A 16,166-nucleotide genomic window follows, 5' to 3' on the forward strand; every position below is an offset into this window, starting at 1 on the left:
GAGACAGACGACTGCGACACAGATAATGACGACACACGACACACCCCAACGACAGACGAGAGCGGGCACCGACCTCGGGGGAATGTTCCCCCGCGCGTTCGCCGACGAGTACGTTACCATCGTCCGCGGCGACGGGCCGTGGGTCTGGGACGCGGACGGGAACCGGTACCTCGACGCCGTCTCCGGAAACCAGAACGTCAACATCGGCCACGGCCGTGAGGAGGTCGCAGCGGCCGCGAAAGAACAGCTCGAGCGCCTCGAGTACGCCTCGAGCATGCTGTTCGCGAACGAACCCGCGATGGAGTACACCGAGAAGATCGCCGAGTTCACGCCCGACGGGTTCGAGAAGACGTGGCTCGTCTCGAGCGGCTCAGAGGCCAACGAGAGCGCGATCAAGATGGCCCGCCAGTACCACTACGAGCGGGGGAACGAGGGCAAGTACAAGGTAATTTCGCGCCGTCGCAGCTACCATGGCAACACCGCCGGCGCGATGGCGGTATCGGGATTTCCGGCACGGAAGACGAAGATGGAGCCGCTGTTCGCGAACTTTCCGAAAGCGCCGAGCGCGACGCCGTACCGCTGTGAGCGCTGCGACGGGGACGGCGGGCACGCCTGCGGCGTCGAGTGCGCGAACGACCTCGAGCGGCTCATCCAGGACGAGGGGCCGGAGACGGTCTCGGCGTTCATCACGGAGCCGGTCACCGGTGCCGCCAACGCCGGCGCGTCTCCACACGATGGCTACTTCGAGCGGATCCGCGAGATCTGCGACGAGTACGACGTGTTGTTCATCGTCGACGAGGTCATGGCCGGGTTCGGACGGACCGGCGAGAACTTCGCGATCGAACACTGGGACGTCACGCCCGACATCATCACCGGCGCGAAGGGGATGAGCGGCGGCTACTCGCCCATCGGCGGTACGATGCCCCATCGCCGCGTCGCGGAGGTCTTCGAAACTATCGAGGACGGATTCCAGCACGGCCACACCTTCTGTTTCAACCCGGCGTCGGCCGCGATCGGCACGGCCGTCCTCGAGTACATGGACGAGCACGACCTCGTGGCCAACGCCCGCGAGGTCGGCGCGCATCTCCGTGAACGGTGCGAGGAGTTCGACGAGTACGACTTCGTCGGCGACGTCCGCGGCAAGGGACTGATGATCGGCGTGGAGTTCGTCGGCGATCGCGAGACGAAGGAACCGCTCGCGGAGACCGGCACGGCGTTCCAGTCGCTCCTCTTCGAGGCGGGACTGGACAACGGAATCGTTACCTACCCCGGCGGCGGCCACGTCGACGGACAGGACGGCGATCACGTGCTGATCACGCCGCCGCTGACGATCGACAACGAACTCGCCGACGAGGTCGTCGACCGGATGCACGCGACCTTCGCGGACGTGGAATCGGCGCTCGGATGGTGACCGCAGCCCCGGAACCGGACCGGTCCGCTATCAGTTGATCCGTCGATCCTCGTCGCTCCAGTATCGATCGCGCAACGCTTCTCTGTCGATTTTTCCGTACGGCGTCGTTGGAAGGGCGTCGAATACGTCGACTGACTTGGGCCGCTTGTAGCCCGCCAGCCGCTCGCCGGCGAACCCGAGGAGGTCATCGACATCGATCTCCTGTCCCTCGGTCGGGACGACGACCGCGTGGACGGCCTCACCCCACTCTTCGTCTGGGACGCCGATGACGGCAACGTCGCCGACGGCCCGGTGCTCGCCGAGCGCGCGCTCGACCTCGCTGGTGTAGACGTTCATCCCGCCGGTGACGACGACATCGTTGCGTCGGTCGAGCAGATAGAGGTAGCCTTCGTCGTCGACCCGGCCGACGTCACCGGTCCGCACCCAGCCGTCGACGAGCGTCTCGTCGGTCGCCTCCGGCAGTCCGAAGTAGCCGTCGAAGGTGTACGGTGCCCGCACGAGCAGTTCGCCCGGCTCGTCGGGTCCGCGTTCCTCGCCGGTGTCGGGATCGACGACCTTCACCTCCGAGAGCAGACATGGTTGCCCGGCGGACCGCAACAGTCGGTCGTCGCCGTCCTCGAGCACGCGGGCGTGATCGCGCCGGTCGAGCGTAGTGATGAGGTTGGGGACCTCGGTCTGTCCGTAAAACTGGGTCAGAACCGGTCCGAGTCGGTCGAGCGCTTCCCGCAACCGGTCGGGACGGATCGGTGCAGCCCCGTAGATCACGTTCTCGAGCGAGGACACGTCGTGGACCGCGAGCGGCCCGTCCAGCAGCCTGTAGAGCATCGTCGGGACGAGAAAGGTCCACGTCACGCCGTGGGTCTCGACGGCCGTACAGAAGTCGGTCTCGTCGAACCCGCGCCGGAGGACGACCGTCCCGCCCGCGAGTAACGCCGAGAGCAAGAACGTTCCCGCGGAGTGCGAGATCGGCGTCGCGACGAGTCCGGTGTCGGTACTCGAGAAGCCGAGATCGGCGTGGTGTGCGAGCAGATTCGTCGTGAGACACGATTGCGTGTAGCAGACGCCTTTCGGGTCGCCCGTCGTCCCGCCGGTGTAGAAGTGGCCGGCGATCGCGTCCGGTTCGACCGACACGGACGGGCTATCCGCGGCCGCTCCGTCCTCGAGCCGCGCCGCGGAACGCCAGCCTGCCGGCGGATCCGCCGATTCGACGGCGACACACTCTGGTCGCATCGGAAGGCCGTCGACGAGGTCCGCAACGTCGTCGAGACGGGCCGAGTCACAGACGACGACGGCCGGTTCGGCGTCCGAGAGGATGTACTCGATCGCCGTCGTGGAGAGCTCTGGATTGATCGGGAGCCGCGCCGCACCCGCCTTGTACGTCGCGATGTCGACGACCGGTGCCTCGAGCCGGTTGGGGAGTATCGTCGCCACGCGCCCTTCGGGTTCGAGTCCGAACTCGAGCAAGGCGTTAGCAAGCGCGTTCGAGCGCCGATCCAGTTCGCCGTACGTGAGCGATCCGGTTTCATCCCGCAGTGCGATCCGCTCGGGACGCCGGGAGAACGCTGCGGTGAGAAGTGATGGGAGTGTTTGTCCGTTCGTCCGAGTACCTGAGATCACAATTGGTCTCTGTCAAGGTGTATTCCGTCACACATACTCAAACTAGCGGTTGTGTCCGTATTTTCGCGACTTCTTCGAGTTTCTCGAGGGCCACACGGAGTCCATCAATGGTGTCCGTGAGCCGGTTCCGTGAGGGCAATAGTACCACGGTGTCCGTGAGCCGGTTCCGTGAGGGCAATAGTACCACGGTGTCCGTGAGCCGGTTCCGTGAAATCAGTAGTACCACGCTGTCCGCTGGTGTGCGTGGCGAACAGCCACTCGAGTTCCCGATCGGTGTTGTTTCGATCGAAGTAACGACGACGATGTCGCTCGAGTCCTCACGGCGGATACTTGTGATCCGTATCACGACGTGACAGTGACGATATGGACGATAGCGACGACAATCGACGAACGATCGCCGCGTGCGAACAGTGCGGGTCGCTCTACGCGGCACTCGAGCTGTCCGAAGACAAGATTCGCCCGATCGGTCGCCGGGACGGCTGTCGGTGTGGCGGAACTGATTTCACCGCTGTCGACGATTCGCTCCCGGATCTCTCGCTCGAGGAGAGCGACGAATAAGGACCGCAACGGTACAACCGGCAGGAAACGGCGGTCACCAATGGTGCTTTCGAGACGGTCGTAGCCGACCTCTCGGACGATCACCGCCCGAAGCAACCATCTCCTCAGGCGGTCGTCTCGAGCGCCGTCCGAAGCTCGTCGACGGCGTACTCGAGTTGCTCGCGCGAGATAGTTAGCGGCGGCTGGAACCGCATGACGTTCTTGTAGTAGCCGCCGACGCCGATCACGACGTTCGACTCCTCGCGGAGGTGCTCGCTCACGGCCGATGCGAGATCGCTGTCCGGTCGCGGGGCAACGTTCTGTGGCCCTGCCGTTCCCGGTTCTACGAGCTCGATACCGCGCATCAGTCCGAGGCCTCGCGCCTGCCCGACGACGTCGTACTCGTCCTCGAGGGTCGCGAGCTCGGACTCGAGCCACTGTCCCTGCTCGCGGGCGTTGTCGACGATGCCGTCCTGCAGTTCGTCGATCGTCGCCAGCGCGGCGGCGCAGGCGACGGGGTTGCCACCGAACGTCGAGAGGTGGTCGCCGGACTCGAAGGCGTCCGCGATTTCTGCGGAGGCGGTGAACGCGCCCAGTGGCAGCCCGTTCGCGATCCCCTTCGCCTGCGTCAGGATGTCGGGCTCGACATCGAAGTGGCTACTCGCGAACAGCTCTCCGGTTCGACCGTAGCCGGTCTGGACCTCGTCGGCGATGAGTAGCGCGCCGTGGTCGTGGGCGATCTCCTGGACTCGCTCGAGCCACCCCGCCGGTGGAACGATGATTCCGGCCTCGCCCATGACGGGCTCGACGACGACCGCCGCGAGGTCGCCGCTGGTGTGCGAGCCGATGATCCGCTCGAGTTCCTCGGCACAGCTGGCGTCGCACTGGTCGCCGTCACAGCGCGGACAGCGGTAGCCGTACGGCGGCGCGGTGTGGGCGACGTCGTTGAGCGTCGGGGCCATTCCCTGCTTGTAGGCCTTGTTCCCCGTCAGCGCCAGACTACCGAGAGTGCGGCCGTGAAAGCCCATCTCGAGGGCGATGACCTCCTTCGAGCCGGTGTACTTCCGCGCGAGTTTGACGGCCCCCTCGACGGCTTCCGTCCCGGAGTTACAGAAGAAGCTCTTCTGGAGGTCGCCCGGCGTCACGTCGGCGATCCGCTCGGCGAGGTCGGCGACCGGCTCGTTCGGGTGGACGTACGAGCAGCCGTGGACGAACTCCTCGAGTTGTTCCGTCGCGGCGTCGACGACGGCGTCGTTACCGTGGCCGACGTTCGTCACCGAGATGCCCGAGAAGACGTCGAGGTACTCGTTGCCCTCGAAGTCTTCGAGCGTACACCCCGAGGCCCGTTTCACCGGTACATCGAGCGATTTCCAGATCGGCATCAGATGCTCGTCGTACGCCGACACGACGGCCGAATTCGACTGCGCCCCGTCCGCGGATCCTGATTGTTGTTCGGACATAGTCGCTATATCTATACCATGTCCTATTAAACCATACTTCTTCGGATAGATGGCAGTCTTGGCCGCGTTATTCAAATAGGGGGCGATGATAGTTGATCGAGTCACATGGATCCTCGCGATCGACGAGCTATCGAACTGAATCCAACTTTGGGCCGAGTACAGGCTTCGTATTCGAATGTTGTTTATTGTCGGGTTCCCTTCGGCGAGATATGGACGAGCGAAATATCCGCATTCTGCAGGCCGTTGCAGATCTGGGGACCGGCAGTCCGGACGAAATCTCCGAGTACACCGATATTCCGAAGTCGACCGTCCACTATCGACTGACGAAGCTCAAAGAAGACGGGATCGTAACAGACGACCTGTTCGATGTCGATCTCGAGAAACTGGGCCTCGAGATTACGGTTATCTCGGAAGTCATCGCGGAATATGAGGAGCAGTATCACGACGAAGTCGGGGAGAAACTCGCCGCCGTCGAGGGGGTCAATCAGGTGTACTTCACGATGGGGGATACGGATTTCGTCGTTATCGCACACCTCTCGGATCGCAAGATGGTTCAGCGGCTCATCAGCGACTACGAGATGATCGATGAGATCGTCCGAACGAGTTCGCAGTTCGTCGTCGAAACCGTCAAAGACGAACCCCATCCACTGAACGACTTCGAATTAGAGACGTTGGTAGCGGCCACAACGGACTCCGACTGATCGATCGAGGGGCTACTCGAGTTTCTCCGTCTCCAGGTCCGCCACGTCGACCGCCGAGTCGGTCGACGAGACGCTGTACAGGACGACGCCCAGGAGCGCCCAGCAGAGAACGATCAGCCACTCGTAGGGCCACAGGAGCGCCGACGGGCCCCCGGGCAAGTAGAGACCGATGAAGCCGAGCGTCAAGACGAGTGCGGCGGCGCCGAACGCGTAGCCGAACGGGAGTTTGAGCGGTCGATCCAGGTCGGGTTCGTTGCGCCGAAGCACGAAGAAGGAAACGACGACGAAGAACCACGCGACGACGAGCCCGAGCCCGCTCGCGTTGACGATCCAGACCAGCATCTGCTCGCCGAACAGCGGAGCGAAGATAGAGAGGCCACCGATGAGGACGACGGCCGTCGACGGCGTGTTGTATTCGGGGTGAATCGTGCTGATTTGCTTCGGAATCATCCCGGAGTCTGCGAGTGCGAAGACCGCGCGACTGGCACCGAGCAAGAACGAGTTCCAACTCGTAAGGACGCCCGCAATTCCCGCCAGGGCCATAATGCGGCCGATAAATTGGCTGTCGAAGATCGTTTCCATCGCCGCGGCGGCGGGCAGCGGGCTCTCGACGAGTGCGGAGCCGGGCATCGCCTGTCCGGACGCCCAGATGACGCCGATATAAAATAGGGCGGCCAGCGTGACGGAGGCCGGGATGAGAAGACCGATGAGACGGGGCGGTACGTCCGCCTCCTCCGCGGATTGGGGAATGACGTCGAATCCGACGAACATGAACGGCGTCATGATCGCGACCGTGGCTACCCCCGTCGCACCGACATCGGACAGCGGCGGATTCGCCTGCGATTGACCGTTCAGGACGGCCCCGACGGCGAGCATGATTCCGGCCAGCGCGATAACGAGCGTCAGTATCGTCTGGAACTGCGCCGCGGGTTTCACGCCGCGATAGTTAAGCGCCGTCATCACGATCGCACCGATACCACCGACCAGGATCCAGGACGCGTACACCGGTTCTCCGGCCACCGACCAGAGCTCGAGGACGTTAAATCCCGGGACGATGTACGCCATCGCGGACGGCAGTGCGATGACTTCGAACACGACAACGCCGACGTACCCGAGAACGAGCGACCACGTACACACGAACGATCCGACCGGGCCGAGCGCCCGAAGGCTGTACACGTGCTCTCCGCCGACGAACGGTAACGCCGAGGCGAGTTCGCCGTAAATCAGGCCGACGATACAGACCATGATCGCCCCGACGACGAACCCAAGAACCGAGCCGGCCACGCCGGCTTCGTCGATCCAGAACCCCGTCTGGATGATCCATCCCCAGCCGATCATTGCACCGAACGCGAGCACGAAGAGGTCCTTTTTCGTCAGGATCCGCTCAAATTTTCTGGTATCTTCTCCCATACCACATGCTGCTATATAGTGGGTGTTAAACTTAACTAAGTCCCAATCTTCCGGACGATGTACACTTTATCTCGATTTCACTGAACTATATCCAATCCCCGTCGTGGTCGCTGATTCGGAACGACACAGCTGCGCAACTGCGATGACGCCGAGCGAGAACCGCTCCGAACGAACGAATCCACGATCACCCAGTAGCAGGTGCTTTATGCACGGTACAGGGATCCAAACGACTGCCTACCAGAGGTAGCGACCAGCTACCTCGGGAGTACGCTGCTCATATATAGAACGGGGAACCCGGTACCCCAGTTCGATGACCACTACCGCTGGACGACAGTCGTCGCTGCAGAACAGTCACAAAATCGATGACTCGGCAATCGAACTCGGTGACGGGGTATAAGCATGTCCGGACTATGGGGGTCTCGAGGCTCGATCCCAGGCGGGCGACGCGGACTTCTCGCTCTCGGCCTCGGACTGGTCGTGATCGCCAGTCTCGTCGCAACGGGTGCAGCGGGCACGGGCGCCATCACCCAGGATTCGAACGGGAACGTCTCCGAGGAAGCGTACGTCGAGCCCGCGCCGGAGCCGGGCGATCCCTACTTCGAGGCGGCGGCGAGCGACGGGAGCTGGGTCAGTTACGAGAACCCGCGCGACGAGTACCGTAGTCCGTACCTCGGGGACGGCTCCGGGAAGGTCTGCGTTACGCTGGTCAACGAAAACGGTGACCCGGTGGTCGGCGAGTCGGTACCGAACACGTCCGTGACGATTCCGACGAACGACGTGACGAGCTGGCACTCCGACGCCGATCCGATGACCGTCGACTTCCCCATGACGGACAACTACGAGCGGCCGCTCGACGCCGATCAGTTCGGAACGAGCCCGGACGTCGCGCAGGGCGACGGCTACATGGACTCTCACTGCATCGAGCTGCACGGCCTCCCGGAGGACGCGACCGTCGAATACGGCGAAGCGCAGATCACCGGCGAACACGCCGATAGGATCGACGTGGCCGGCTACATCCAGCAGGTTCCCGAAGGGGACGGCTGGGACACGGACATCGACCCGGTCGCGGCCGCGGAACCGTACGCGGACGCCGGCGGCGGCTGGACCTACGAAACCGATGCCTCACACGGACAGGTCGTCGTCGTCCTGCAACTCGACGCACCGGCCGACGAACGGCTCGAGCCCGGCGGGTCGAACAGCACCGATCCGCCGAAAAACGACTCGAATAACTCCCAACAGAGAGCCAACACGCAGTCCGACGGGGACGGAGGAGGCGACGAGATGCCCGGATTCGGCGCGCTCGCGGCCGTCGTCGCGCTGTCGGTCGCCGCCCTCGCTCGACATCGAGGGTAAGGGTGTATCGGCAACACATCCGAATCAATTGGGTTCGATCCCGACACGTTCACCGCGAAGAGAGACAGCGGACAGCCCTCCCTCTCAATGACAGAAACGATGGTTCAGAGAAAGACAGGGAACGGCTACGGGTGTAGCCGGGAACCATGGAGTTCCTCGCACGTCGTGACGGGGTGACCAAACCGAGCGGGATGACCCGCTGACAGACTGTCGTACCCCCGTCTATCAGATTGTTCGCCGCAATTAGTATAATACTGCTGGCCAACGACGCCGGGAAGCGACGAAAACGAACCGATAGACCGGCTTAGCCGTGATATTTGTGTTGGTATACCATGACAGGGAAAAGGCTCCTATCGACGAGCTGTCACCGATGGAATGAGTTGATACACGACTGCGTCGGACGGGAAGCGAACCAATGGGGCTTTGATGATCGGCACGAGATACACGACAAATGACGAACACAAGCGAGTCGGACGAAGACGCCCCGCGCGTCCCGGTCGTCTGTCCTGACTGCGAAACGACCTCCCGCGTCCCCCTGTCGGAGCTCGCCGATGCCATCGACCGACACAACGAGCAGCTCCACGACGGAGACGATGTCGCCGCAGTCGATCCCGACATCGCCGATCAGATCGCGAATCTGGCCGCGACCGATCTCGGACTCCTCGAGGACGACTGACCACGGATTCCTCCGACTCGAGTGGGGTCGAACGGGCGAGAGAAGCCGTCACTCGCCCACCTCGAGTGTCTCGAATCGGCCTCGCGTCTCACGCCGGCTGTCGCCGAGGAATCATCGATCAGAGAGACGATATAAAACCCCGATACGAACGCGCAAAATTACGCCGAGATCCGGCTTGTGTGGTTATATATCGCCAGTTCTTACCGTTATTTCAGTGAGAAGGTTTATACGGTCATACTCGACTCTGTCCACCATATGGAACCCGAGAACGCAACTGGAAATCGTGACGACAGCCGTGTTACCGTGGAACTGACGGACCGTGGCAGTACACCGATCCAGACCGAGACGCCGGCGACAGCGACCATCGCGGCGACGAGATCGACGTCGAATGCGACCGACGCAAACGGTGACCGGCCGAACGTGCTGACGATCATCGGGCAGGGGACGCCCTCGAGTTTCGAACTCACCGTCGACGGCGCGATCGAGCTGGCCGACGAGGAACGGGAAGCGAACGTGACCGTCCTCTCGGGCACTACCGTCGAAGGGACGATCGAGAGCGGAACGGTGACGTTCCGATTCACCGGCGACTTGACTGACGTCACGTTCGTCGATCGCGGAATCACGGGGCACGAACCAGCCACGATTCCGAACGTACACGTCGATTACGCTGTCCCGGAGCAGTAATGACCAGCGGCGAGGCCGGCCGCCCACGTTCGCCCCTCTCACTCGACGGGGCCGAGTCGTTCACGGGTGTTCCGTCCCGGTAACGAAGCCGCCGATCCGTGACGGGCCTCGAGCGATTGGGAAACACATTCCTCCGCGGAGGGAGTCTTGCAATTCATGGACGATTCGACGACGGACGATCCGGCGGAGTCATCGGACGCTGCCGACGGCCCCGAGACTGGTACCGACGACTCCGAAACCAGTGCCGACGCGTCCGTGAGCGAAACGGAAACGGAAACGGAAGCGGAAACGGACGCCGAGTGGATGGAACCCGCGGATAAACCGATCCTCGAGTTCCTCCAGTCCGAAGACGCCTTCGAGCCGAACCAGATCGACGACGAGGGGATCGCCCCGGCGAAATACGCGGCCTATCGATGCCGCGAGATGACCAAGCGCGGCCTCCTGACGAAACACATGCCCGGCGTCTACGAGGTGTCCGAACTGGGCGAACGGTATCTCGAGGGGACGCTCGATCCGAGCGAGCTCGAGGCCGACAAGTAGGAGTTGGACCGACACGCCCGTCCCGAATCCGTTCTCGGTCGTGTTTTCCCGCCGCTCGCCGTGGCTACGAAACTGATGCTGGTGGGCGACGTTCGGTGCCGTCGTCGGGGTCGGCGTTCGCGCTCGAGCGCAACGCGGCCGGATCGACCTCGCCGAGCAGCGCGTCGATCACGTCCGTCGCCGCGGGCGCGTACAGCGGCCGGTTGTCGTTGCCACAGCGATCGTCCATGAGACAGGCGGGACAGCCCTCGTCGCGCCCGCACGGGCAGTCAGCCATCAGGTTTCGCGCCCGGCGGGCGACCGCCTCGTACTCCTCGTAGATGCGCCGGGAAAAGCCCAAGCCGCCCTCGACCCCGTCGTAGATGAACCAGCCGCTCGCGTCGGTCCCATCGGGGAGACGATTGGTCGCGAGCCCGCCGAGATCCGCAGCGTCTACGGTCAACTCGAGTGGGGCGACGGCGATCATCGCGTGCTCGATGGCGTGGATGCCGCCGAGGTAGCCGTGGAGTCGCGGCGGCAGCTCCTCGCACTCGTCGTTGTGATAGTCGCTGTGAGCCGCCGTCACCGCCCGTTCGACGTCGTCGGGCACTTCGGCCCAGCACAGTTGCGTTCGCATCTCGAGCGGTGGGACGCCGGTCTCGAGCCCCACCGCGAGAACGTCGCCGGTCCCGATCTCCCGTTTCGTGTAGATATCGTGGTGGACCGTGACGGTGCCGTACCCCCAGTTGAGCCGGAAGGGCCCGACGTCGCGGGACTCGCGGACCTCGGTGTCGTAGATCGTCGTCCGGCGCTGGGACTGGGTGTAGTAGTCCACATCGACCGGCTCGAGCGTGACGGATGGCTGGGGTCGATCCTCCCGCAGTTCGACGACCTCGTACTGGTCGCCCCGATACAGCACCGTCGCGCCCTCGTGGTAGTCCCGATACGCGCGCGCTTTGCCGATGGCCTGGTGGTCGAACGTCTCCTCGCCGGCCAGCCGGACCTCGAAGGCGTTTCCGCCGGAGGCGTACAGATTGATCTCGCTCTGCGGTCGGTCGCGGTGGGCGTACGTAACGCCGCCCGCGAGCGATCCCTCGAAATTCCCCGTCCGTCGGCCGTACTCGACGGCTCGTTCCAGTCGCTCGATCCCGCCGAAGCGGTCCGCGTCCTCGCGGCGCAACGGCAGTTCCTGGGCGGCACAGCGCAGATGCTGGAGGTAGACCGGGTTGTTCCCGAGGTCGACGACCGCGCTCTCGGGTTCCTCCTCGAGGAGGTACTCCGGATGGCGCAGGATGTACTGGTCCAGCGTCGCGTGGCTGGGGACGAACACGGAGAGCGCCTCGCGCTCGTCGCGTCCCGAGCGGCCGAGGCGCTGCCAGAACGACTGTCGGGAGCCGGGATACCCCATGAGGATCGTGCCGTCGATCCCGCCGACGTCGATGCCGACCTCGAGTGCGCTGGTCGTCGCGACGCCGTCGAGCTCCCCGCTTTTGAGTCGGTTCTCGGTCCCCCGCCGGGACCGCTTTCCGTGACCCGCGTTGTACGCCGCGAGGTCGGCGGTGCCCCGGTAGGGCAAGGTGGGGTTCTCGAGGTACTCCCGCGCGCGCCCGACAGCCAATTCGGTCTGTTTGCGGGAGTCACAGAACAACAGCGAGGGGACGCCGTGATAGCAGCAGTGCGCCCAGACCTCGGGGGCCTCGACGGTTGCTGGACGTTTGCTCGGCGACCACTCAGTATCACTATCACCGCTCCCGTCTTCGTACCCGCTCCCACCGCCGTCCGTCGGCGGGTCCCAGAACGCGAGGTGGCGGCGACCGCTGGGCGAGCCGTCCTCGTCGATCACCGTCGCCGGCTCCCCGGTCAGCGCGCGGGCGTGTTCGGCCGGGTTGCCGATCGTCGCGGTCGTCAGCACGTACTGCGGGTCGCCGCCGTACCAGTCGATCAGCCGTCGGGTCCGCCGGAGGATCCAGGCGGCGTGCATCCCGCTGATTCCCGTCCACGAGTGCGCCTCGTCGATCACGATCAGTTCGCACTCCGCGTGGAACCCGGCCCAGCGGTGGTGTCCCTCGAGGTACTGGTTCAGTCCGGCAAAATTCGTGATGACGACGTTCGCCTCCTCGCGGATGCGGGCCTTCGCCTCGCGGTTCGTGTCGCCGTCGTAGACGCCGACGGTGACGTCCAGCCCGAGCGAATCGAAGAGATCGTTGAGCTCCCGCTCCTGGTCGCGGCTGAGCGCCTTCGTCGGATAGACGAGCAACGCGCGCACGTTCGGATTCTCCCGGAAGCGTCGCGCGACGTGTAATCCGTAGACGTAGGTCTTCCCGGAGGACGTCGAGGTCGCGACGCAGACGTTCTCGCCGTCGGCCAGCGCCTCGAGCGCCGCGGCCTGGTGGCTCCAGGGATCGACCTCGAGCGTCGCCGCGAGGTCTGCGGGCAACACCTCGCGGGCCGGGACGTGACTGGCCGGCTCGGCCGGCAACGTGAACCGTTCGTGAAGCTGTCCGTGGTAGCGACGCGACGGAAAGGTGTCCCGTAGCTCCGCGCCGGTCAGCGCGAGGCCGTCCGCTCCGGTACTGTCCTGCCCGTCGGTCAGATCGTCTATGTCGTCGGTTGGCATAGTTAAAAGTCGGCGAGGCCGGTCTGCGTCGAGTCGTCGGCCGATCGTCCACGTCCCGTTTCTGTCTGCGTTTCGCCCGTCTCGAGCGGGGCCGCCGCGATCGCCTCGGCGACCGCGGCCAGTTCCCGGACGTCCGCCTCGCAGTACTCTCGGGCGGCCGCCCAGTCGATAGCGGTTCCAGTCGAGGCCGCCGTCGCGGCCGCGCGGTCCTCGGAGCCGGCACCCGAGGGCCGTTCGCTCTCGAGCAGCCGTCGAATCCGCTCCGCGAGGCTCTTCCCGTCGAGGGCTGCCGCGGCTCCCGACCGGTCACAGCCCAGCGCCTCGGCCACGTCCTCGAGTCGGTTCGTTCGGCCGGGCAACACGGCGTGTTCGCGTCGCACCGCCCAGTCGTAGAGATCGTACGTGAAAACGTCTTCCCGCCAGTAGTCGCGGAACTCGGGCACGTCGCGGGCGATGAACCGCTCGAGGTGTTTGTAGTCGAACGCGTGGCCGTTCCACGCGACGAGCGACGGCGCGTCGTACTCGGCGGCCAGCCACGAGACGAACTCGCGGGTCGTCGCGCCCGGCTCGTCGCGGGACGGATCGGTGTCGACGAAGTCCACGTACGCGTCGCGTTGGGGATCGTAGACCCCGATCAACCAGATGATCGTCGGCTGTAGCCCGTCGGTTTCGATGTCGACGAACAGCGGCGTCGCGGTCTCGGCCGCCGGCGGGACCGGCTCGTCGGTGCGGCGCACGACACGTGACTCCGCGAGCGAGCGCGCGCTGTGGCGGATCGCTCGAGCCGTCGACGCGCCGATCCCGTCGATCGAGCGGAGGTCCGCCTCGGTGGTCTCGGCGACGGCCGCGCGCGTCTCGTACCCGTTCGTTCGGAGCCGATCGGCGGTCGTGGGCCCGACGTTGGCAAGCGCTCGCAGCCCGAACCGGTCGGCCGGGGCCGACGAGACGGCCACCGAACCGCGTCGGTCGCAGGTGAGACAGGCGATCTCGGCCGCGCCGGAGCGACGCAGCGGGGCGACTCCCCGAACCGGTATCTCGACTTGCTCCCCGTCGACGGTCGGCTCCCAGACGTGATCGTAACTCGCCTCGAGTGCCCCGGTCAGCACGGTCGCCGTCCCGCTCGCTCGCGATTGGTAGCGGGCGAGCGGCTCGCGGCCGGCGAGGGTCGCCTCCAGCATGACGGCGTCGGTCGTCGGCTCGATATCGTCGCAGACGACGTAGTCTGCGACCGGCGTCCCGTCGTCTTCGGGACGGTCCTCGAGCAGCGACGCCGACCCCGCGAAGACGAACGTGATACCGGCGACCGTCTCCGTCCGAACGTCGGCGGGGCCGCCGGCGGAGACGACCGGCCCGTCAAACGCGCGATGGAGGCGGCTGACGACGCGGACGTCCGACGACTCGCGAACGACGTAGACGAGGTCCGGATCGAAGTACTCGAGCGCGTCACGCAGCGCTGTGTCGTCCAGATCGGCGACGGCGTCACAGCGCAGCGCCAGCAGGTCGGCACCGTCCTCGTCGGACATAGAAGGGGAATACGAGCGAGCGATGATAAGCGTTCGCGGACGTAGCACACCAGCACTTTTTATACTGTCTGGTAGTAAAATAACTCAATATGAGAAGTATGGGAGAAAAAACGAACCGAATCAGAATTATTGTGAGCGCAGTAGTACTTTCCGTCGTCGGGTACGTAACCTTCCCGCTGGGTGACGTGTGGCGGTGGATTTCACTGCTTCCCACAAGGGGAGACATTGGAGTCTTTGCGGTAATCACGATCGTGATTGGACTGATCGGTTTCGGGATAACGACAGCAAGTAGTATTCGTCTTTCCGAATTCGCTATCGGTGGCGTTCTCGCCTATGTTTTCGGGATGGTAGTACTGAGTTTCGTTATCCCAGAAATGTTGATGGCATATTTTGTATACGGATTTGTACTCGTTTGCGCTCTCCTTGGGTCTGTTATTGCGACAGTAATCGGGAACTGGTCGACGTCGCCATAGTGGGTCTGCGCCCGGTTGAGGAACTCCGGCACGACCAGTGATTAGTGTATACATGACACGGTTCACTGGCGAAGCATACGATTGTTTCGGCGCGCTGCAGTGACGAACCAGATTCTGTCAGTCGGCGTCGACGGCGGTCGGAACGTGCTCGGCCAGGAACTCAGTGACGGCGTCGCCGCCTTGGAACCCCTCCGCCAGCCGCGCGGTTTCCGCTCCGTCCTCGAAGAGGATCAGCGTCGGCACCGATCGGATATCGAACCGGTCGACGAGTTCGATGTCGTCGCCGGGGTTGACCATCCCGATCGCGACGTCCGTGGCGCGAGCGACGTTTCCCAGGACGGGTTCCATGGCCTGGCACATCGCACAGCCGCTGGTGTAAAACTCCACGAGCGCCACGTCGCGGGCGTCTACGAAGTCGTCGAGTTCGTCGCCGGTCTCGAGTCGGCGCGGTTTACTGGTCGCGGCCATGGCGACGGGTACGTGACCGGTGCGGAAATCCGTGACGCCGGAGCGGGGCGAGTCGACGGTCGGGTCGTCCCGCCGGTCTGACTCTCGTGAACACACCGCATTTCTCGGATCGGGTGACGGTGTCGCAGCGGAGATTCACCGATCGATCGTATTGTGTGAATCGAGTACGGAAGGTGATTTTATAGCTGGGGCCTGTACCCACGCCCGATGACCCAGCCAGCATCCGCCCGCGGTGACGGTGTGCCGACGCAACGGAAAGCGACGCTGTTCTGCTGGGAGTGCGACCACTCGAGCCCGGTCGACGGCGACTGGGTGTTGGAATCGAACGACCGGTACGTCGCGTACGTCTGTCCGAACTGCGAGACGACGCTGACGAAGCGGCCGCGACCGACCGAGCCGGCACGCGAACGAGCGCCGATCGTCTCGATCGCGGCGTGGCAGCGAGCGATCCGCACCTCCGCGACCGTCTGGCGGGCGACCGTCGAGATTGGCCTCTCGAGCCTGACGATACTGACCGGAGCCGGGCACGTCCCAAGTGTGCAGGCCGCTTCGGCGTAGCGACTCGATCCGCGAGATCGACGAGTTCGACGCGATCGAGGCGTGACTCGAGACGAGACCTGGAACGCGACTCGAGGGTCGATGAGTGTCCGACGAACCGGCGCCTCGAGGGTCGATGAGTGTCCGACGAACCGGCGCCTCGAGGGTCGATGAGTGTCC

At 64.3% G+C, this 16,166-nt stretch carries 14 protein-coding genes; 8 read left to right on the forward strand and 6 right to left on the reverse strand.

Translation table 11 applies throughout. From position 1 onward, the window contains the following. The first annotated feature begins 25 nt into the window (after window positions 1-25). Window positions 26-1,411: an aminotransferase family protein gene (locus CP556_RS12660; RefSeq protein ID WP_098725952.1), complete on the forward strand. Its 1,386-nt coding sequence runs from the start codon at window positions 26-28 to the stop codon at window positions 1,409-1,411. Window positions 1,412-1,441: 30 nt separating this feature from the next. On the opposite strand, the gene CP556_RS12665 is transcribed toward CP556_RS12660, so the two are convergent. Further along, entirely contained in the window at window positions 1,442-3,028 is a 1,587-nt protein-coding gene (locus tag CP556_RS12665; RefSeq protein WP_098725953.1) for an AMP-binding protein, read from the reverse strand. Between the two features lie 363 nt (window positions 3,029-3,391). Between CP556_RS12665 and CP556_RS12675 the strand changes: the two genes are divergently transcribed. After that, the gene (locus tag CP556_RS12675; RefSeq protein WP_098725955.1) at window positions 3,392-3,586 is read left to right on the forward strand and encodes a hypothetical protein; all 195 of its coding nucleotides are present in this window, start codon (window positions 3,392-3,394) and stop codon (window positions 3,584-3,586) included. A 104-nt stretch (window positions 3,587-3,690) separates the two neighbouring features. Here the strand turns inward: CP556_RS12675 and CP556_RS12680 are convergent, their stop codons facing one another. Further along, window positions 3,691-5,025, reverse strand: coding sequence for an aspartate aminotransferase family protein (locus tag CP556_RS12680; RefSeq protein WP_098725956.1), 1,335 nt, complete (start codon window positions 5,023-5,025; stop codon window positions 3,691-3,693). Between the two features lie 209 nt (window positions 5,026-5,234). On the opposite strand from CP556_RS12680, the gene CP556_RS12685 reads away from it, so the two are divergent. Beyond that, window positions 5,235-5,726: an Lrp/AsnC family transcriptional regulator gene (locus tag CP556_RS12685; protein ID WP_098725957.1), complete on the forward strand. Its 492-nt coding sequence runs from the start codon at window positions 5,235-5,237 to the stop codon at window positions 5,724-5,726. A 12-nt stretch (window positions 5,727-5,738) separates the two neighbouring features. Here the strand turns inward: CP556_RS12685 and CP556_RS12690 are convergent, their stop codons facing one another. Next, entirely contained in the window at window positions 5,739-7,136 is a 1,398-nt protein-coding gene (locus tag CP556_RS12690) for an APC family permease (protein ID WP_098725958.1), read from the reverse strand. Window positions 7,137-7,535: 399 nt separating this feature from the next. Between CP556_RS12690 and CP556_RS12695 the strand changes: the two genes are divergently transcribed. The 4 genes from CP556_RS12695 to CP556_RS12710 all read left to right on the forward strand — a co-directional run bounded on the left by CP556_RS12695 (window position 7,536) and on the right by CP556_RS12710 (window position 10,389). After that, a complete protein-coding gene (locus CP556_RS12695) occupies window positions 7,536-8,489 on the forward strand; it encodes a PGF-CTERM sorting domain-containing protein (protein WP_098725959.1) in 954 nt (317 codons plus the stop codon). A 451-nt stretch (window positions 8,490-8,940) separates the two neighbouring features. Continuing rightward, entirely contained in the window at window positions 8,941-9,165 is a 225-nt protein-coding gene (locus CP556_RS12700) for a DUF8149 family protein (RefSeq protein ID WP_098725960.1), read from the forward strand. Window positions 9,166-9,420: 255 nt separating this feature from the next. After that, a complete protein-coding gene (locus CP556_RS12705) occupies window positions 9,421-9,849 on the forward strand; it encodes a hypothetical protein (RefSeq protein WP_098725961.1) in 429 nt (142 codons plus the stop codon). 156 nt (window positions 9,850-10,005) lie between these two features. After that, the gene (locus tag CP556_RS12710; RefSeq protein ID WP_098725962.1) at window positions 10,006-10,389 is read left to right on the forward strand and encodes a hypothetical protein; all 384 of its coding nucleotides are present in this window, start codon (window positions 10,006-10,008) and stop codon (window positions 10,387-10,389) included. Between the two features lie 64 nt (window positions 10,390-10,453). Here CP556_RS12710 and CP556_RS12715 read toward each other — a convergent pair whose 3' ends face one another. From CP556_RS12715 to CP556_RS12730, 3 genes are all read right to left on the reverse strand, one after another. Next, on the reverse strand, window positions 10,454-12,985 hold the full coding sequence (locus tag CP556_RS12715) for a DEAD/DEAH box helicase (RefSeq protein ID WP_098725963.1): 2,532 nt from the start codon (window positions 12,983-12,985) through the stop codon (window positions 10,454-10,456). A 2-nt stretch (window positions 12,986-12,987) separates the two neighbouring features. After that, window positions 12,988-14,508 carry a ribonuclease H-like domain-containing protein gene (locus CP556_RS12720; RefSeq protein ID WP_098725964.1) on the reverse strand — a complete coding sequence of 507 codons (1,521 nt, stop codon included), beginning with the start codon at window positions 14,506-14,508 and terminating at the stop codon, window positions 12,988-12,990. A gap of 590 nt (window positions 14,509-15,098) precedes the next feature. Next, on the reverse strand, window positions 15,099-15,449 hold the full coding sequence (locus CP556_RS12730; RefSeq protein WP_098727394.1) for a thioredoxin family protein: 351 nt from the start codon (window positions 15,447-15,449) through the stop codon (window positions 15,099-15,101). 207 nt (window positions 15,450-15,656) lie between these two features. Between CP556_RS12730 and CP556_RS12735 the strand changes: the two genes are divergently transcribed. Continuing rightward, on the forward strand, window positions 15,657-16,007 hold the full coding sequence (locus tag CP556_RS12735) for a DUF8106 domain-containing protein (RefSeq protein ID WP_098725966.1): 351 nt from the start codon (window positions 15,657-15,659) through the stop codon (window positions 16,005-16,007). Window positions 16,008-16,166 lie beyond the last annotated feature (159 nt).

Origin of the sequence: Natrinema sp. CBA1119 (genome assembly GCF_002572525.1) — an archaeon.
Taxonomy (GTDB): domain Archaea; phylum Halobacteriota; class Halobacteria; order Halobacteriales; family Natrialbaceae; genus Natrinema.